This window comes from Pseudomonas sp. LAMO17WK12:I1 (genome assembly GCF_900177315.1).
Classification (GTDB): Bacteria; Pseudomonadota; Gammaproteobacteria; order Pseudomonadales; family Pseudomonadaceae; genus Aquipseudomonas; species Aquipseudomonas marginalis.
This window is the reverse complement of the sequence record NZ_FWZV01000008.1, coordinates 123,343-141,228: the sequence shown is the minus strand read 5'-3', so window position 1 is coordinate 141,228 and position 17,886 is coordinate 123,343. Positions and strand designations below refer to the sequence as shown.

Here is a 17,886-nt window from a genome sequence, read left to right as displayed (position 1 = left end):
GGTCCAGCAAACACTGAAGGTCCAAATGTGGGAGGGAACAAGCCTCCTCCCACATTGGATCATGCCGCGGGCTTGATGCTTTCATCTATCGGCACATGCATACGATCCCGATTCGCCAGGGTCGGGAACAGTTTGATCCACACCCCGGTCACCACCAGCGTACCGATGCCGCCCATCACCACGGCCGGCACGGTGCCGAACCAATGGGCGGTAATCCCCGATTCGAACTCGCCCAGTTGGTTGGAGGCGCCGATAAACAGACCATTGACCGCACTGACCCGCCCGCGCATTTCATCCGGCGTCTCCAACTGCACGAAGGACGCACGGATCACCATGCTGATCATGTCCGCCGCGCCCAGCACCACCAGCACCGCCAGGGAAAACCAGAACGAGGTGGACAGGCCGAAGGCGATGGTCGCTACGCCGAATACGCCGACGGCGGTGAACATCACCCGGCCCACCTGCCGATCTACCGAAAAGCGCGCCAGCCACAACGACATCAACAGCGCGCCCACCGCCGGCGCCGAGCGCAACAGGCCCAGGCCCCATGCGCCGGTCAGCAGGATGTCCTTGGCGAATACCGGCAGCAACGCGGTGGCGCCGCCCAGCAGCACGGCGAACAGGTCGAGGGAAATCGCCCCGAGGATGTCCGGGCGGCTGCGGATAAAGCGGATGCCGGCCAGCAGTGAATCGAGGGTGGCCTTGCCTTTGTTGAGCGGGGTCTGGCGGGCGGGCAGGTTGAGGGTCAGTACACAGGCAATCAGGTACAGCGCCACCGTGGGCCCATACACCCAGACGCTGCCGAAGGCGTATAGCAAACCACCGAGCGCCGGGGCGACGATGGTTGCCAGTTGCTGGGCCGACTGCGACGAGGCCACCGCACGCGGGAACAGCGCACTGGGCACGATGCTTGGCAGCAGGGCCTGGGTGGTGGGCATTTCAAACGAGCGCGCGGCGCCGAGCAGGAAGGCGAGGATAAAGATCATCTCGCGGGTCACGTTGCCGGTGAGGCCGCCAATGGCCAGGGAAAGGGCAATCAGCGCCTGCACGGTCTGGCAGATGGCCGCGACTTTGCGTCGGTCATAGCGGTCGGCCACATGCCCGGTGTGCAGCATGAACAGCACGCGCGGCACGAACTCCACCAGGCCGACCAGCCCCAGGTCGAGCACGTTGCCGGTGAGTTGGTAGAGGTTCCAGCCAATGGCCACGGTAAGCATCTGGAAGCCGCTGGCGGTGAAGATCCGTGCCAGCCAGAACGCGATGAAAGGGCGGTGGTGACGTAACAGCAACGTGGGTTCACTGGGCATCGGAAATTCAGGTCAAGGCCGGAGGGAAGGGGCAGATTAGCATCAAGCTGTAACAATTAGTTGCGAGAAGAAGGCTGAGGCAAGCTGTCACGCGGCAAAAGACCACACAGGCCAGCCGCGAAAATGGGACTACTCTTTTCACTGTGATTGACCCAGATCAAAGTCATTTCAGAATTTGTTCTGGTGGCCGCAAGGCCCGATTCCCTGCGTGGCTGGTTAAAAAAAGAAACGAATTGAAATTCGCCAGACTCCATATCCGTGGGGGCAGTGGGTGCAGGCTCCCGCCAGCAGCCGGTATTACCTGACAGAGGAAGACTTATGTTCGGTTTGGAGGCGCTAGATCTCGCCCGAATTCAGTTCGCGTTCACCATCTCATTCCACATCCTGTTCCCGGCGATCACCATCGGCCTGGCCAGTTACCTCGCGGTACTGGAAGGCTTGTGGCTCAAGACCCATAACGATACCTACCGTGACCTCTACCATTTCTGGTCGAAGATCTTTGCCGTCAACTTCGGCATGGGCGTGGTCTCCGGTCTGGTCATGGCCTACCAGTTCGGCACCAACTGGAGCCGCTTCTCGGACTTCGCCGGCGCCGTCACCGGGCCGCTCCTGACGTACGAAGTGCTTACGGCCTTCTTCCTCGAAGCCGGTTTCCTCGGCGTGATGCTGTTCGGCTGGAACAAGGTGGGGCGCAAGCTGCACTTCTTCTCCACCGTGATGGTGGCCGTCGGTACGCTGATCTCGACCTTCTGGATCCTGGCGTCCAACAGCTGGATGCAGACGCCGCAAGGCTTTGAAATCATCGACGGCCGCGTGATTCCTACCGATTGGCTGGCGGTGATCTTCAACCCGTCGTTCCCTTACCGCCTGATGCACATGGCGACGGCGGCGTTCGTGGCCACCGCGTTCTTCGTCGGTTCCTCGGCGGCCTGGCACTTGCTGCGCGGCAAGGACAACCCGGCGATCCGCAAGATGTTGTCGATGGCGATGTGGATGGCCCTGATCGTGGCGCCTATCCAGGCGGTGATCGGCGACTTCCATGGCCTCAACACCCTCGAGCACCAGCCGGCGAAAATCGCCGCGATTGAAGGCCACTGGGAAAACAAAGGCAATGAGCCAACGCCGCTGATCCTGTTTGGCTGGCCGGACATGAAAGCGGAAAAAACCAAATACGCCGTGGAGATTCCGTACCTGGGCAGCCTGATCCTGACCCACTCCCTGGACAAACAGGTGCCGGCGCTCAAGGAATTCCCGCCGGAAGACCGGCCGAATTCGACCATCGTATTCTGGTCGTTCCGGGTCATGGTCGGCCTGGGGTTCTTGATGATCTTCACCGGCCTGTTCAGCCTCTGGCTGCGCCGGGGCGACAAGATGTACACGTCCAGGCCGTTCCTGTACCTGGCGCTGTGGATGGGGCCGTCCGGCCTGATCGCGATTCTCGCCGGTTGGTTCACCACCGAGATCGGCCGCCAGCCGTGGGTGGTCTACGGGTTGATGCGCACTGCGGATGCTTCTTCCGGGCATAGTCTGGCGCAGATGACGATCACCCTGGTGTTGTTCGTGGTGGTGTACTTCGCGCTGTTCGGCGCCGGCCTGGGCTACATGATGCGCCTGGTGCGCAAAGGCCCGGTGACCCACGAAGGCACGGAACCGACCCACGGTGGCCCTGGCCAGAAACGCACACCGGCCCGTCCGTTGTCCGCCGCCGATGATGGCAGCGATGACGACCACGCCCACATCCAGCACAAGGGGAATTGAGATGGGTATTGATCTTCCGCTGATCTGGGCCGTGATCATCATCTTCGGCATCATGATGTACGTGGTCATGGACGGCTTCGACCTGGGCATCGGCATCCTCTTCCCGTTTATCCCGGGCAAGACCGACCGTGACGTGATGATGAACACCGTGGCCCCGGTCTGGGACGGTAACGAAACCTGGCTGGTGCTGGGCGGCGCGGCGTTGTTCGGCGCGTTCCCGCTGGCCTATTCGGTGGTGTTGTCGGCGCTGTACCTGCCGCTGATCCTGATGCTGGTGGGGCTGATCTTTCGTGGCGTGGCCTTCGAGTTCCGCTTCAAGGCCAAGGACCACAAGCGTCACCTGTGGGACAAGGCGTTTATCGGCGGTTCGCTGGCGGCCACGTTCTTCCAGGGCGTGGCGCTGGGGGCGTTTATCGACGGGATCCCGGTGGTCAATCGCCAGTTTGCCGGCGGCTCGCTGGACTGGCTCACGCCGTTCACGATGTTCTGCGGCGTGGCGCTGATCGTGGCCTATGCATTGCTCGGCTGCACCTGGCTGATCATGAAAACCGAAGGCCCGTTGCAGGAGAAAATGCACAACCTGGCGCGGCCATTGGCCTTCGTGGTGCTGGCCGTGATCGGCATCGTGAGTCTCTGGACGCCACTGTCGCACCCGGAAATCGCCTCGCGCTGGTTCACCCTGCCGAACCTGTTCTGGTTCCTGCCGGTACCGATCCTGGTGCTGGTGACCATGTACGGGTTGATCCGCGCCGTGGCGCGGAATGCCCACTACACACCGTTCCTGCTGACGCTGGTGCTGATCTTCCTCGGCTACAGCGGCCTGGGGATCAGCCTGTGGCCGAACATCATCCCGCCATCCGTGTCGATCTGGGATGCCGCTGCGCCGCCCCAGAGCCAGGGCTTCATGCTGGTGGGCACCTTGTTCATCATCCCGTTCATCCTGGGCTACACCTTCTGGAGCTACTACGTGTTCCGCGGCAAGGTCACCCACGAAGACGGCTATCACTAGGAGGGTCGTTGCATGTCCGGCAAACCTACGTTGCACGAGATCGAACAGGCCGAGAAACAGCCGCTGTGGCGGCGCCTCGGCTGGCTGGCGATGATCTGGACCGGCAGTGTGCTGGCCCTGTTCGTGGTGGCCAGCCTGATGCGCATGTTCATGAATGCGGCCGGCCTGACCACCCACTGACATCCCGATCCGGGCTTCGCGCCCGGTTTTCAGCCCTGCTCTTCTTCTGGAAGGGCAGGGCTTTTTTTATTTGCGTGCTTTGAGAATCACGAACTTGGGCGTGGCAGCGACCTGCTCTACGCCACGGAACAAGCGCGCCAACTTGCTGTGATAACCCAGGTGACGGTTGCCGACGATATACAGCGCGCCGCCGACCACCAACGCCTCCCGCGCCTGCTGGAACATACGCCAGGCCAGGAAGTCGCCGACCACCTGCTGCTGGTGGAACGGCGGGTTGCACAGCACCACGTCGAGGGAGTCCGGCTCCTGGCCTGCGAGGCCGTCCCCGGCGCGTACTGTCACCTCCCGATCACCGAGGGCGGCTTGCCAGTTCTCAAGGGCCGATTGCACGGCCATATAGGACTCGTCCACCAAGGTGTACCGGGCGTCGGGGTTTTGCAGTGCGCTGGCAATCGCCAATACCCCGTTGCCGCAACCCAGGTCCGCCACGCGGGCACTGCCCAGGTTATCGGGCAGGTGCGGCAGGAAGGCGCGGGTGCCGATGTCCAGGCCTTCACGGCAGAACACGTTGGCATGGTTGAGCAGTTCGATAGCCGGCGCGTCCAGGGTGTAGCGCGTCGGGTAGGGCGAGACCGCCGTGGGGCGGTCGGCCAGTGTCGCGATCAGCAACCGCGCCTTCTTCACCGCCAGGGAGGCGTGCATCGGCCCGATATAGCGCTCCAGCAACTCACCGGCCGCCCGGGGCAGGTGCTTGACCATCGCTGCGGCAATCACTTCGGCGCCTGGCGCCAGTTGGCCTTGCAGGCGGATCAGTTGTTCTTCCAGCAATGCCAGGGTCTTGGGGACGCGGATCAGCACCCGGTCGAACGGCCCGCTGGGCACCTCGCTGGCGGGGATGAACGGCACGGCGTCAAAGGCCTTGCCATTGCGCACCAGGTTTTTATCCAGGCCCAGGGCGGCCAGGAACGAGTCGCCGCTGGAGGTCACCTGCACCCGGCCTTCCAGGCTCGCAGCCAGGGCGCCGAAGCTGTCATTGAGCACCAGCACGCGGGTCGCAGCGCTCGGTTGCTGTTCAGCCAGGTAGCTGAGCAGGTACTCGTCGGCGGCGTCGAAGGCTTGCAGCGGATCGTTATGTTGCTCTGGCTGGCGGATCAGATCGAGCTGGGCGAAGGGGCTGTCGAGCAGGGGCATGGCGAGGGAGGCTCTGGGTCATCGATGGGTGTTCGGCAGTCGGCTGCGGAACCGTCTGAGTGAACAGCGGGCGGCACCCCGTGGGAACAGCCCAGCACTCAGAATGGGTCGTAAATGTTACTTTTTTTCCTGAGGGATTACATGCGGTGTTTCAACGCTGATTAAAACAACCCCGCTTTCGAGGCGCAGAGCACGGCGGCGATCTTGTTGTTGACTCCCAGCTTTTTGAAGCAACTGCAGATATGAAAGCCCACCGTACGCTCGGACAGGCACAGGATGGCGGCAATGTCCGCAGCGGTCTTGCCCATGGCTGACCACTTGAGGATTTCGGTTTCGCGCGGGGTCAATTTGTTTGCAGGGTTAATGCTGGGCTTGTGTGCGTAAGTCTTCGCGACTACCGCATGCATCGCATGGCACAGCCACAGGACCTGGCCGGCTTTTTCATAAAGCTCCTGCGGGGTCACTTCACCCGCACTGCGACCCAGGGTCAGCATGCTGAACACACCCTGGAAATCATGCACGGCTTGGGTCCATCCCAAATGCACACCAAAGGATCGGGCTAAAGACCACAGGTTGGGTGAGTCTTTAAAGATTTTTTCTTCCCAGACAAGGGGCAGTACACAACGTTTGCAATGTTCCACCACGGGGTCAGCGTCAAAGAAGTGGGCCTGGTTATACAGTTTGTTCCATTCATCTGGATAGTTGTTGAGGCGAACAGGTTTCGTTTGGTTGTTAGGTAGTTGAGAGCTCATCGTGAAAGAACAGTATTGGAAGCCGAGTGCGTAGGTGTGGTTAACAGCCATCTCGAAAAGAGTCGTAACCTCGCTCTCGCCTTCCAGTTTGGGAAGTCGGGTATTGCGCCAGTTGACCATTGGTAACTCTCCATGGGTTTCCGCATGACATGGGATACGTCCTGAACTCCCACTGCACGGAAATTAGTGTAGGACATGAGCTACATCGCGAGATGAAATTTTCGCTCTTGCAGGGCAGCGTTTAAGAAACTTTCTCTAAGGTCGCGGCGGGCTTAGCTAAGGGGCTTAGTTGTTTTTTCGATTTTTTAGTCAGTTGAAGCACCTGTAGCAGCTCAACTTAGAGCGCGCTTGTAGCGCGGATAAAGGGGCTAATAGCAAATTGATCAGAGTTGATATTAGGTTGCCATTATTTTGTGCCTATATAATGCCACTACCAACCAGAGGTGTTTCCGGGCTCGAGTTTGAGGGACACTAGGGCACCTGTAGAACGGAGTCCCCCATGACGGCCAGTGCTGAGAAATTTACCCGCCAAACCTTGCTCGATGTGCAATCCCTGACCCCCAGCCTGTTTACCCTGCGAACCACCCGTGACCCAGGGTTCCGGTTTACCGCCGGCCAGTTCGTGCGCCTGGGGGTCAGCAAGGCGGATGGCAGCACGGTATGGCGCGCGTATTCCGTGGTGTCCTCGCCGTTTGATGAATACTTGGACTTCTTCTCGATTGTTGTCCCAGGCGGCGAATTCACCAGTGAACTCAGCCGCCTGAGGGTGGGCGATACCTTGATGGTGGAGCGCCAGGCTACCGGGTTCCTGACCCTGAACCGTTTCGTCGATGGCCGGGACTTGTGGATGTTAGGCACCGGCACCGGGGTGGCACCGTTTTTGTCGATCCTGCAGGACTTCGAAGTCTGGGAGAAATTCGAGCGCATCATCCTGGTGTACAGCGCGCGGGAAGCCCGGGAGCTGGCGTACCAGTCGCTGATCAAGGGGTTGGGCGAGCGGGAGTACCTGGCAGAATATGCGCACAAACTGACCTACATCCCCATCGTGACCCGAGAGGATTATCCGGGGGCGTTGAGTGGGCGTATTACCACCTCGATCGAAAACGGAGAATTGGAGCGTGCTGCCGGCGTCGATCTGACCCCGGAACATTCCCGTGTGCTGATTTGCGGCAACCCGCAGATGGTGGATGACACTCGCCAGTTGCTCAAGCAGCGCGACATGCAACTGAGCCTTAGCCGCCGGCCAGGGCAGGTGGCAGTGGAAAACTACTGGTAATGAAAAGGCGCCTCAAGGAGGCGCCTTTTTTCCAAGCCGGTACGGGTTAAAGCAGCTTGTCGTTCTGTGCCTTGAGCAGGTCGCGAATCTCGCCCAGCAGCACTTCTTCCTTGCTCGGTGTCGGTGGCAGGCTAGGCGCCACGGCTTCTTCGCGCTTGAGGCGGTTGATGGCCTTGACGCCCATGAAGATCGCAAACGCGACGATCACAAAGTCGATCACGCTCTGGATGAACTTGCCGTACGCCAGCACCACGGCAGGCACATCGCCCTGTGCCGCCTTGAGCGTAATCGCCAGGTCACCAAAGTCCACGCCACCGATCAATAGACCAATGGGCGGCATCACTACGTCGCCTACAAACGAGGAAACAATTTTGCCGAAGGCGGCGCCGATGATGATACCGACGGCCATGTCGACCACATTACCTTTGACCGCGAAGGCCTTGAACTCACTGATCACGCCCATAGGTTATTCCTTGTTACAGATGAGAAGGGTGCCGCTCAGTGTAAATCAGTCGCAGCGGGCATGCCCGACACAACCGTTAACACTGTCAGTTTTTATCGACACATTAAATCGCAAATAGTTTGCAAAGTGCCACCAATCGCGCGCGAAATACCCGCTATTTCAGCGGCTTACCACATTATTTTCTTAATCGACCTGGTGGTGTTTTTCTATTTATCTTCTGACTCGTGGGTCACTAGCCTCTGGCAAGCACAACTGAATGTGCATTAAAAAAACCAGAGGAAACCTTGATGAAGAATCCAATGAATCGCGGCCCGGTATTGGCGCGTCATGTGCTGGTACTGGCGACCGCCAGCCTGCTTTCCCTCTCCGTACAAGCCGCCAACCTGACCCGTGACAACGGTGCCGCCGTCGGCGACAACCAGAACTCGCAAACCGCCGGCGCCAACGGCCCGGTGCTGCTGCAGGACGTGCAACTGATCCAGAAACTGCAGCGCTTCGACCGTGAACGCATCCCTGAGCGCGTGGTGCATGCCCGCGGTACCGGCGCCCATGGCACCTTCACCGTCACCGATAACCTCAGTGACCTGACCAAGGCCAAGGTCTTCGCTGCTGGCGAAACGACCCCGGTGTTCGTGCGCTTCTCGGCCGTGGTGCACGGCAATCATTCCCCTGAAACCCTGCGTGACCCGCGCGGCTTCGCCACCAAGTTCTATACCGCCGATGGCAACTGGGACCTGGTGGGTAACAACTTCCCGACGTTCTTTATCCGCGATGCCATCAAGTTCCCCGACATGGTCCACGCCTTCAAGCCGGACCCGCGCACCAACCTGGATGATGACTCCCGTCGCTTCGACTTCTTCTCCCATGTTCCCGAGGCCACTCGCACACTTACCGAGTTGTATTCCGACTCCGGTACTCCGGCCAGTTATCGGGAAATGGACGGCAATGGCGTACATGCCTACAAGTTGATCAACGCCAAGGGTGAAGTGCATTACGTCAAGTTCCACTGGAAGAGTCTGCAAGGCATCAAGAATCTCGATCCCAAGCAAGTTACCGAAGTGCAGGGGCGTGACTACAGCCATATGACCAATGACTTGGTCACCCATATCAACAAGGGCGACTTCCCCAAGTGGGACCTGTATGTGCAGGTACTCAAGCCGGAAGACTTGGCCAAGTTTGATTTCGACCCGCTGGACGCCACCAAGATCTGGCCGAATGTGCCCGAACGCAAAGTCGGGCAGATGGTACTGAACCGCAACCCGGCGAATGTCTTCCAGGAAACCGAACAAGTGGCCATGGCTCCGGCCAACCTGGTACCGGGCATCGAGCCGTCGGAAGACCGCCTGCTGCAAGGCCGGGTGTTCTCGTATGCCGACACGCAGATGTATCGCCTGGGCGCCAATGCCCTGCAACTGCCGATCAACGCCCCTCGGGTCACCGTCAACAACGGTAACCAGGACGGCGCGCTGAACTTCGGCAAGACCACCAGCGGCGTGAACTACCAGCCAAGCCGCCTGGAAAACCGTGAAGAGCCGCAAACCGCGCGCTATAGCCAGACGGCGCTGTCGGGCAGTACCCAGCAGGCGAAGATCCAGCGTGAGCAGAACTTCAAGCAGGCCGGTGATCTGTATCGCTCCTACAGCCCGAAAGAACGCCAGGACTTGATCGACAATTTCGGCGGCTCCCTGGCCACTACCGATGACGAGAGCAAGCACATCATCCTGTCGTTCCTCTACAAGGCCGATCCGGAATACGGCACCGGCGTGGCCAAGGTCGCCAAGGGTGATCTGGCACGCGTGAAGGCGCTGGCCGAAAAACTCACTGACTGACGTTGGTTTCGGTCGACGCCCCTCCCGGGCGTCGACCTCTGGCAGGAGAGCACCCATGCGTATTTCTATCGGTTTACTGATGACCATGCTGGCCTTTGTCGCCCATGCCGAGTCGCCCGACCCGGTAGCGCTCAAGGCGCAGCTCCAGGACTATTACTTCGACGCCGCCCGCCGTGGCGACCTCGACATGCTCAACACCTTCATCGACGCCGGCTTCCCCCTCAACACCCAGGACGACAAGGGCTACACCGCGCTGATCCTCGCCGCCTACCACGGCGAAAGCGCTTATGTGGAGCGTTTGCTCGCCGCCGGTGCCGACGCCTGTGTGCAGGACAAACGCGGCAACACCGCGTTGATGGGCGCGATCTTCAAGGGTGAGTTGAACATTGCCCAGCGCCTGCTGGCCACCGACTGCAACCCCGACCAACGTAATGGCGCCGGTCAGACGGCCGCCATGTACGCCGGCCTGTTCAAGCGCCTCGAGTTGCTCGACGAACTCAAGGCCAAGGGCGCCGATCTCAACGCCCAAGACCCGGTCGGCAACAGTGCTTCACGATTGGCCAGCGGTGAAATCCGGACCCCGGCGTCGCGCTGAGCTATCATCGCGGTTTTTCGGTTGGAGGTTCTCAAATGGCAAAGGCCAAGCGCATGTACGGCTGCACGGAGTGCGGCGCGACCTTTCCCAAGTGGGCCGGCCAATGCACCGAGTGTGGTGCGTGGAATACCCTGACTGAAACCATGATCGAAAGTGGCGGCGCCTCGGCCCCCACCGGCCGCGCCGGCTGGACCGGGCAGCAGGCGCAGATCAAGACCCTGGCGGAAGTCAGTGTTGAAGAGATCCCGCGTTTCTCGACGGCCTCCGGTGAGCTGGATCGGGTCCTGGGAGGCGGCCTGGTGGATGGTTCGGTGGTGTTGATCGGCGGCGACCCCGGCATCGGCAAGTCGACGATCCTGCTGCAAACCCTGTGCAGCATCGCCAGCCGCATGCCGGCGCTGTACGTCACCGGCGAAGAATCCCAGCAACAGGTGGCCATGCGCGCCCGCCGCCTGGGCCTGCCCCAGGACCAACTGCGGGTCATGACCGAAACCTGCATCGAAAGCATCATCGCCACGGCCCGGATCGAAAAACCCAAGGTCATGGTGATCGACTCGATCCAGACGATTTTCACCGAGCAGCTGCAATCGGCGCCGGGCGGCGTGTCCCAGGTGCGCGAAAGTGCCGCGTTGCTGGTGCGCTACGCCAAGCAGAGCGGCACGGCGATCTTCCTGGTCGGCCATGTGACCAAAGAAGGCGCGCTGGCCGGGCCACGGGTGCTGGAACATATGGTCGATACCGTGCTGTATTTCGAAGGCGAGTCCGATGGCCGCTTGCGTTTGCTGCGGGCGGTGAAGAACCGCTTCGGCGCGGTGAACGAACTGGGTGTGTTCGCCATGACCGACCGGGGGCTGAAGGAAGTCTCCAATCCCTCGGCGATTTTCCTGACCCGTGCCCAGGAAGAAGTCCCGGGCAGCGTGGTCATGGCGACGTGGGAAGGCACCCGGCCGATGCTGGTGGAAGTCCAGGCGCTGGTGGATGACAGCCATCTGGCCAACCCACGCCGCGTCACGCTGGGCCTGGATCAAAACCGCCTGGCGATGCTGTTGGCGGTGCTGCACCGTCATGGGGGGATCCCGACCCACGACCAGGACGTGTTCCTCAACGTGGTCGGCGGGGTCAAGGTGCTGGAAACCGCGTCCGACCTGGCGTTGATGGCGGCGGTGATGTCCAGCCTGCGTAACCGGCCATTGCCCCACGACCTGCTGGTATTCGGTGAAGTGGGGCTGTCCGGCGAAGTGCGCCCGGTGCCGAGCGGTCAGGAACGCTTGAAGGAGGCGGCCAAGCACGGCTTCAAACGCGCGATCGTGCCCAAGGGCAATGCGCCGAAGGAAATGCCGCCAGGATTGCAGGTAATTGGGGTCACGCGCCTGGAACAGGCGTTGGATGCACTTTTCGAATAACTCAGGGATGGACGCCATGCAACGATCGAATCGCTGGGGTGTAGTCGCCCTGTTTGTCGCCTTGGCCGGCTTGCCCGCCATGGCCTGGGCTGAGCTGCCAACGGGCTATCGCCTGGCGCAAACGCTGGTGACGCCAGACGGCAGTGTGCTGCAGGTGCTCGAAGACCAGCGCATCAGCCCCCAACTGCACAAGGACAGTTGGGGCAGTGGGCTGGATGAAGACTCGTTCGACGAGCCCGGCGATTTGGTCGACAACCCGCTGCTCGAAGCCCAGGTGCGGTGGGTATCGGCCTCGGGCGAGGTGATAGCCCACGAAGACCTCGGCTACCCGTTGGCCGAAGTCAAGAAAGCCCCGCTCAAAGGGCTGCCCGAACCTGTGTATTTTTTGACCATCGACCAGACCGCCCCCATGGGCAGCTACAGCGGGCCTGCCACGCAGCTGTTGCTGCCTGGCAAGCAGCAACTCAAACCGCTGGGTTACCAGGGCGCCGACGGCAAAGTCCAGGTGCTGACCCTGGCTCATACCGGCAAGGCTGCGTGGACGATCGCAACGCCAGTCAGTGGCGGCGCGGATGAACTGCTGCAGGTGTCGTCATTTATGGACGGCGACGGTGAGGATGACTTTGCCACCCGTTATCAGACTTATCGGTTTGTCGACGGGCAGTGGCACAGCGCCTCAAGTCAGAAGAAGGGCTACTGGGACACGGAAAGCGAATTTCCCGCACGTACCGCGTTCCCCTGAGCCATCACACTTCCAGCAACGCCGCCAGCTCCCGATCCAGTTCTTCCTGATCGCCTAGGTTCAGCTCGATCAGCCGCCGCAAGTGGCTGATCGAGTCCAGGTCGATGTATTGGCATACGAAACCCAACTGGCCAGGATCCTCGTGGGTCAGCTTCACCTGCATCTTTATATGGGCCTTTGGATCCAGACGAATATCGACGTCAAAGGGCAGCGCCTTATTTCCCTTCCACTCTTCAGGCCGTTGCACCAACAGGCCCTTGAGCGACAAATCCACCAATTGCACCGGCCATTCGTTGCCGTTTTGCCGAAGTTCGGTCTTGGCATCAAAGGCGATCCGGCGAAAACGACGGCGATCAGACGCTTGCTCGGTCATGGTGAAACCCTCTGTGGATAAAAGGATTGTAGCCCTGCGCCATCATCGGGTGGTTTTTTCTGCTTTTTTTGCCTCTGCAAGGCTCTAGACCAACGTAGGGGGGTGGCCTTTAAGGCCAGTAGCGCTAAACTCCGGATGGCTGTCCTTTCTGTCCACCCTGGCTGGAATATAAAAATGAAAAATAATAATAGCCTGCTACGCCACCTACCCTGGCTGGTGCTGGCAATCGTAGGAGCGTGCGCCCTGGGCGTAGTAGCCTTGCGCCGAGGCGAGGCGATCAACGCCTTGTGGATCGTGGTCGCTGCCGTGGCCATCTATCTGGTTGCTTATCGCTACTACAGCCTGTTCATCGCTAATAATGTGATGCAACTCGATCCACGGCGGGCCACCCCCGCAGTGCTCAACAATGACGGTCTGGACTATGTGCCGACCAACAAACACATCCTTTTCGGTCACCACTTTGCGGCGATTGCCGGTGCAGGTCCCCTGGTCGGCCCGGTACTGGCGGCGCAAATGGGCTACCTGCCCGGCACGCTCTGGCTGATTGCCGGCGTGGTGCTGGCCGGTGCGGTGCAGGACTTCATGGTCCTGTTCCTGTCCACCCGTCGTAATGGCCGTTCCCTGGGCGACATGGTTCGCGAAGAGATGGGGCGTATCCCGGGGACCATCGCGCTGTTCGGCTGCTTCCTGATCATGATCATCATCCTCGCGGTGCTGGCGCTGATCGTGGTCAAGGCCCTGGCCGAGAGCCCATGGGGCATCTTCACGGTGATGGCGACCATCCCGATTGCGATGTTCATGGGCATCTACATGCGCTACATCCGCCCGGGCCGTATCGGTGAAATCTCCATCATCGGCGTGCTGTTGCTGCTCGGTTCGATCTGGCTGGGCGGGCAGATCGCCGCTGATCCGGTCTGGGCCAAGGCCTTCACCTTCACCGGGATCCAGATCACCTGGATGCTGATCGGCTACGGTTTCGTGGCGGCGGTACTGCCGGTGTGGCTGATCCTCGCGCCACGTGACTACCTTTCTACCTTCTTGAAGATCGGCACCATCATCGCCCTGGCGATCGGCATCCTGGTGACCATGCCCGACCTGAAAATGCCGGCGCTGACCCAGTTCATCGACGGTACCGGCCCGGTATGGAAGGGCGGCCTGTTCCCGTTCCTGTTCATCACCATTGCCTGTGGCGCGGTCTCGGGCTTCCACGCGCTGATTTCCTCGGGCACCACGCCCAAGCTGCTGGCCAATGAAAGCCACGCCCGTTACATCGGTTACGGCGGCATGCTGATGGAGTCCTTCGTGGCGATCATGGCGATGGTTGCCGCTTCGGTGATCGAGCCAGGCGTGTACTTCGCCATGAACAGCCCGGCGGCAATCGTCGGCACCGACGTGGTGACCGTGGCACAAACCGTCAGCAGCTGGGGTTTTGCAATTACCCCCGAGGCGCTGTCGGCGGTGGCCCATGACATCGGTGAAACCACCATCCTCGCGCGTGCCGGTGGTGCGCCGACGTTGGCGGTGGGTATCGCGCAGATCCTGCACAGTGTGCTGCCGGGTGAAAACACCATGGCGTTCTGGTACCACTTTGCGATCCTGTTCGAAGCGCTGTTTATCCTGACTGCCGTCGATGCGGGCACCCGTGCCGGTCGCTTCATGCTTCAGGACTTGCTTGGCTCCTTCGTACCGGCGCTCAAGCGCACCGAGTCCTGGACCGCCAACCTGATCGCGACCGCCGGTTGCGTCGCCATGTGGGGTTACCTGCTGTACCAGGGCGTGATCGACCCGCTGGGCGGCATCAACACCTTGTGGCCGCTGTTCGGTATCTCCAACCAGATGCTGGCCGGTATCGCGCTGATGCTCGCCACCGTTGTGCTGATCAAAATGAAGCGCCAGCGCTACATCTGGGTGACCATGCTACCGGCGGTCTGGCTGCTGATCTGCACCACCACCGCGGGCTTCATCAAGCTGTTCGACGCCAACCCGGCGATCGGTTTCCTGTCGCTGGCGAAGAAGTACAGTGATGCCCTGGCAAACGGCCAGATCCTGGCCCCGGCCAAGAGCGTGGACCAGATGCAGCACGTGATCTGGAATGCCTACACCAACGCAACGCTGACTGTGCTGTTCCTGTTCGTGGTGTTCAGCATCCTGTTCTATGCGCTCAAGGTCGGTGTCGCCGCCTGGGGCAACAAAGAGCGTACGGATAAAGAAGCCCCGTTCCAGGCAGTACCGGACGCCTAACCGAGGATTGCAAGCATGTTCAATGACATCAGTCGCCTCGGTAAATACCTCGGTCAGGCCGCGCGCCTGATGGTCGGCATGCCCGACTACGACACGTACGTCGAGCATATGCAAACCAAGCACCCGGACAAGCCGATGATGGACTACAAGGCGTTCTTCCGGGAGCGCCAGGAGGCCCGTTACGGCGGCAAGGGTGGGCCCAAGTGCTGTTGATTTAACGCAACGCCCTGTGGGAGGGGGCTTGCCCCCGATAGCGGTGTGTCAGTGACAGATCAGTGCCTGACACACTGCTATCGGGGGCAAGCCCCCTCCCACATTTGTTTCTGTGTTCCTTTAAGGAGAATTTCTTTTGTCCTCTCCCATTCCAGTCACCGTCCTCAGCGGCTTTCTCGGCGCGGGCAAGACCACCTTGCTGCGCCATCTGCTCAAAGCCGAGCACGGCTTGAAAATTGCCGTGATCGAAAACGAATTCAGCGACGCCGGTATCGACACCCAATTGCTGGGCGAAGAACCGGTGCAAGTCATGACCCTGTCCAACGGCTGTGTGTGCTGCACCATCCACACCGACCTCACCAAAGCCCTGTATCTGTTGCTGGAGCGCCTGGACAGCGGCGAGATCGCCTTCGACCGCCTGGTGATCGAGTGCACCGGCCTGGCCGACCCGGCGCCGGTGGCCCAGACCTTTTTCATCGATGAGGAACTGCGCGAACGCTACATCCTCGACGGCATCATCACCCTGGTGGACGCCGCCCACGCCGAGCATCACCTGACCCAGACCATCGCCCAGGCGCAGATCGGTTTCGCCGACCGGCTGCTGGTGAGCAAGCGTGACCTGGTGGACGATGCTGCCTTCGAGGCACTCAGTGAACGCCTCACACGCATCAACCGCCGCGCGCCGATTCGCGTGGTCGAGCACGGCAAGATTGATCTGGCCGAACTGCTCGATGTGCGCGGCTTCAACCTTAATGCGGGCATGAGTCTGCGCCCGGTGAGCAAGGCGCCGTCCATCGACCGTATTTCCAGCCTGGTGCTGCGCACCGACCAGCCGCTGGATATCGACCGTCTCAGTGAGTTCATGAACGAACTGCTGGAAGACCATGGCAAGCAGCTGCTGCGCTACAAGGGCGTACTCAATATTGCCGGCGAAGACCGTCGCATGGTGTTCCAGGGCGTGCTCAAGCTCTATGGTTTCGACTGGGATACCGAATGGGCCGAGGGTGAGGCGCGGGAGAGTGTGATCGTGTTTATTGCCGATGAATTGCCCGAAGACAAAATCCGCGAAGGCTTTGCCAAGGTCTACCAACCTTGACGTGTAATGCAGTCAAATGTGGGAGGGGGCTTGCCCCCGATGGCGGTGGGTCAGTAAACCTATATGTGACTGACACACTGCTATCGGGGGCAAGCCCCCTCCCACAGTTGATCTCATTTCAAGTTGGAGACCAGGCATAAAAAAGCCCGGCTCAAGAGCCGGGCTTCTTAGTCAAGCAACTGCAATCAAGCGCCGTATACCGGCAGCTTCTTGCAGATGGCCTTGACCTTCTCACGTACCGCGTCGATCACGGCTTCGTTGTTCAGGTCCGCCAGGATGTCGCAGATCCAGCCGGCCAGTTCCTTGCACTCTGCTTCCTTGAAGCCACGAGTGGTCACAGCCGGGGTGCCGAAGCGCAGGCCGGAAGTCACGAACGGCGAACGTGGGTCGTTCGGCACGGAGTTTTTGTTCACGGTGATGAAGGCTTTGCCCAGGGCAGCGTCAGCATCTTTACCGGAAATGTCCTGCTTGATCAGGGACAGCAGGAACAGGTGGTTTTCAGTACCGCCGGACACCACGTCAAAACCGCGCTCGATGAACACGCCGGCCATGGCCTGGGCGTTTTTCACCACTTGTTGCTGGTAGGTCTTGAACTCAGGTTGCAGGGCTTCCTTGAAGCAGATCGCCTTGGCGGCGATCACGTGCTCCAGTGGGCCGCCCTGGGCGCCCGGGAATACGGCGGAGTTCAGCTTTTTCTCGATCTCGGCGTTGGCGCGCGCCAGGATCAGGCCGCCACGTGGACCGCGCAGGGTCTTGTGGGTGGTGGTGGTCACCACGTCAGCGAAAGGCACAGGGTTCGGGTAGACGCCAGCGGCGACCAGACCGGCTACGTGAGCCATGTCGACGAACAGGTAGGCGCCCACCTTGTCGGCGATGGCGCGGAAGCGTGGGAAGTCGAGGATCTGCGAGTAGGCAGAGAAACCGGCCACGATCATTTTTGGCTTGTGCTCGACCGCCAGGCGCTCGACTTCGTCGTAGTCGATCAGGCCGTTGGCATCGATACCGTACTGAACGGCGTTGTACAGCTTGCCGGAGGAGGAAACGCTGGCGCCGTGGGTCAGGTGACCACCGTGGGCCAGGCTCATGCCCAGGATGGTGTCGCCGCCCTGCAGCAGGGCCAGGTACACGGCGCTGTTGGCTTGGGAGCCGGCGTGCGGCTGGACGTTGGCGTAATCGGCGCCGAACAGTTCTTTTGCACGGTCGATGGCCAGTTGCTCAACCACGTCGACGTACTCGCAGCCACCGTAGTAGCGCTTGCCTGGGTAGCCTTCGGCGTACTTGTTGGTCAGAACCGAACCTTGAGCCTCCATCACCGCAGGGCTGGTGTAGTTTTCCGAAGCGATCAGCTCAATGTGCTCTTCCTGGCGCACGGCTTCTTGCTCCATGGCGGCGAAGAGATCGGCGTCGTACTTGGCAATAGTCAAATCACGGCTGAACATGGCGGTCCTCAAGGATCGG

17 protein-coding genes are annotated in these 17,886 nt (G+C 60.6%); 11 read left to right on the top strand and 6 right to left on the bottom strand.

Annotated features, from left to right (window positions below; all coding sequences use genetic code 11):
• Nucleotides 1-59: 59 nt before the first annotated feature.
• A complete protein-coding gene (locus B9N88_RS16890) occupies nucleotides 60-1,307 on the bottom strand; it encodes an MFS transporter (RefSeq protein WP_027605305.1) in 1,248 nt (415 codons plus the stop codon).
• Between the two features lie 318 nt (nucleotides 1,308-1,625).
• On the opposite strand from B9N88_RS16890, the gene B9N88_RS16885 reads away from it, so the two are divergent.
• The 3 genes from B9N88_RS16885 to B9N88_RS16875 are packed head-to-tail and all read left to right on the top strand — an operon-like array spanning nucleotide 1,626 to nucleotide 4,254.
• On the top strand, nucleotides 1,626-3,065 hold the full coding sequence (locus B9N88_RS16885) for a cytochrome ubiquinol oxidase subunit I (protein WP_027605306.1): 1,440 nt from the start codon (nucleotides 1,626-1,628) through the stop codon (nucleotides 3,063-3,065).
• Nucleotide 3,066: 1 nt separating this feature from the next.
• Entirely contained in the window at nucleotides 3,067-4,074 is a 1,008-nt protein-coding gene (gene cydB, locus B9N88_RS16880; RefSeq protein WP_027605307.1) for a cytochrome d ubiquinol oxidase subunit II, read from the top strand.
• A gap of 12 nt (nucleotides 4,075-4,086) precedes the next feature.
• Nucleotides 4,087-4,254 carry a DUF2474 domain-containing protein gene (locus B9N88_RS16875; RefSeq protein ID WP_010562540.1) on the top strand — a complete coding sequence of 56 codons (168 nt, stop codon included), beginning with the start codon at nucleotides 4,087-4,089 and terminating at the stop codon, nucleotides 4,252-4,254.
• A gap of 66 nt (nucleotides 4,255-4,320) precedes the next feature.
• On the opposite strand, the gene B9N88_RS16870 is transcribed toward B9N88_RS16875, so the two are convergent.
• Nucleotides 4,321-5,445 (bottom strand): methyltransferase, encoded by a 1,125-nt coding sequence (locus B9N88_RS16870; protein ID WP_027605308.1) that lies wholly within the window; start codon nucleotides 5,443-5,445, stop codon nucleotides 4,321-4,323.
• A 161-nt stretch (nucleotides 5,446-5,606) separates the two neighbouring features.
• Nucleotides 5,607-6,317, bottom strand: a complete 711-nt coding sequence (locus tag B9N88_RS16865) for a helix-turn-helix transcriptional regulator (protein ID WP_027605309.1) — start codon at nucleotides 6,315-6,317, stop codon at nucleotides 5,607-5,609.
• A gap of 379 nt (nucleotides 6,318-6,696) precedes the next feature.
• On the opposite strand from B9N88_RS16865, the gene B9N88_RS16860 reads away from it, so the two are divergent.
• Nucleotides 6,697-7,473 carry a ferredoxin--NADP reductase gene (locus tag B9N88_RS16860; protein ID WP_027605310.1) on the top strand — a complete coding sequence of 259 codons (777 nt, stop codon included), beginning with the start codon at nucleotides 6,697-6,699 and terminating at the stop codon, nucleotides 7,471-7,473.
• A gap of 46 nt (nucleotides 7,474-7,519) precedes the next feature.
• Here B9N88_RS16860 and mscL read toward each other — a convergent pair whose 3' ends face one another.
• On the bottom strand, nucleotides 7,520-7,936 hold the full coding sequence (gene mscL / locus B9N88_RS16855) for a large-conductance mechanosensitive channel protein MscL (RefSeq protein WP_027605311.1): 417 nt from the start codon (nucleotides 7,934-7,936) through the stop codon (nucleotides 7,520-7,522).
• A 287-nt stretch (nucleotides 7,937-8,223) separates the two neighbouring features.
• Between mscL and katB the strand changes: the two genes are divergently transcribed.
• From katB to B9N88_RS16835, 4 genes are read left to right on the top strand one after another with little or no spacing between them, the layout of a single operon-like run.
• Nucleotides 8,224-9,765 (top strand): catalase KatB, encoded by a 1,542-nt coding sequence (gene katB, locus B9N88_RS16850; RefSeq protein ID WP_027605312.1) that lies wholly within the window; start codon nucleotides 8,224-8,226, stop codon nucleotides 9,763-9,765.
• Between the two features lie 55 nt (nucleotides 9,766-9,820).
• Nucleotides 9,821-10,360, top strand: a complete 540-nt coding sequence (locus B9N88_RS16845; RefSeq protein ID WP_027605313.1) for an ankyrin repeat domain-containing protein — start codon at nucleotides 9,821-9,823, stop codon at nucleotides 10,358-10,360.
• A gap of 35 nt (nucleotides 10,361-10,395) precedes the next feature.
• A complete protein-coding gene (gene radA, locus B9N88_RS16840) occupies nucleotides 10,396-11,763 on the top strand; it encodes a DNA repair protein RadA (RefSeq protein WP_024077502.1) in 1,368 nt (455 codons plus the stop codon).
• A 16-nt stretch (nucleotides 11,764-11,779) separates the two neighbouring features.
• Nucleotides 11,780-12,505 carry a hypothetical protein gene (locus tag B9N88_RS16835; protein ID WP_027605314.1) on the top strand — a complete coding sequence of 242 codons (726 nt, stop codon included), beginning with the start codon at nucleotides 11,780-11,782 and terminating at the stop codon, nucleotides 12,503-12,505.
• Nucleotides 12,506-12,509: 4 nt separating this feature from the next.
• Here the strand turns inward: B9N88_RS16835 and B9N88_RS16830 are convergent, their stop codons facing one another.
• A complete protein-coding gene (locus B9N88_RS16830; protein WP_027605315.1) occupies nucleotides 12,510-12,878 on the bottom strand; it encodes a PilZ domain-containing protein in 369 nt (122 codons plus the stop codon).
• A gap of 174 nt (nucleotides 12,879-13,052) precedes the next feature.
• On the opposite strand from B9N88_RS16830, the gene B9N88_RS16825 reads away from it, so the two are divergent.
• From B9N88_RS16825 to yjiA, 3 genes are all read left to right on the top strand, one after another.
• Nucleotides 13,053-15,119 (top strand): carbon starvation CstA family protein, encoded by a 2,067-nt coding sequence (locus tag B9N88_RS16825; RefSeq protein WP_027605316.1) that lies wholly within the window; start codon nucleotides 13,053-13,055, stop codon nucleotides 15,117-15,119.
• 15 nt (nucleotides 15,120-15,134) lie between these two features.
• A complete protein-coding gene (locus tag B9N88_RS16820; protein WP_003176208.1) occupies nucleotides 15,135-15,332 on the top strand; it encodes a YbdD/YjiX family protein in 198 nt (65 codons plus the stop codon).
• A 136-nt stretch (nucleotides 15,333-15,468) separates the two neighbouring features.
• Nucleotides 15,469-16,428, top strand: coding sequence for a GTPase (gene yjiA, locus B9N88_RS16815; protein WP_027605317.1), 960 nt, complete (start codon nucleotides 15,469-15,471; stop codon nucleotides 16,426-16,428).
• Nucleotides 16,429-16,613: 185 nt separating this feature from the next.
• Here the strand turns inward: yjiA and glyA are convergent, their stop codons facing one another.
• Nucleotides 16,614-17,867 carry a serine hydroxymethyltransferase gene (gene glyA, locus B9N88_RS16810; protein WP_027605318.1) on the bottom strand — a complete coding sequence of 418 codons (1,254 nt, stop codon included), beginning with the start codon at nucleotides 17,865-17,867 and terminating at the stop codon, nucleotides 16,614-16,616.
• Between the last annotated feature and the right edge of the window lie 19 nt (nucleotides 17,868-17,886).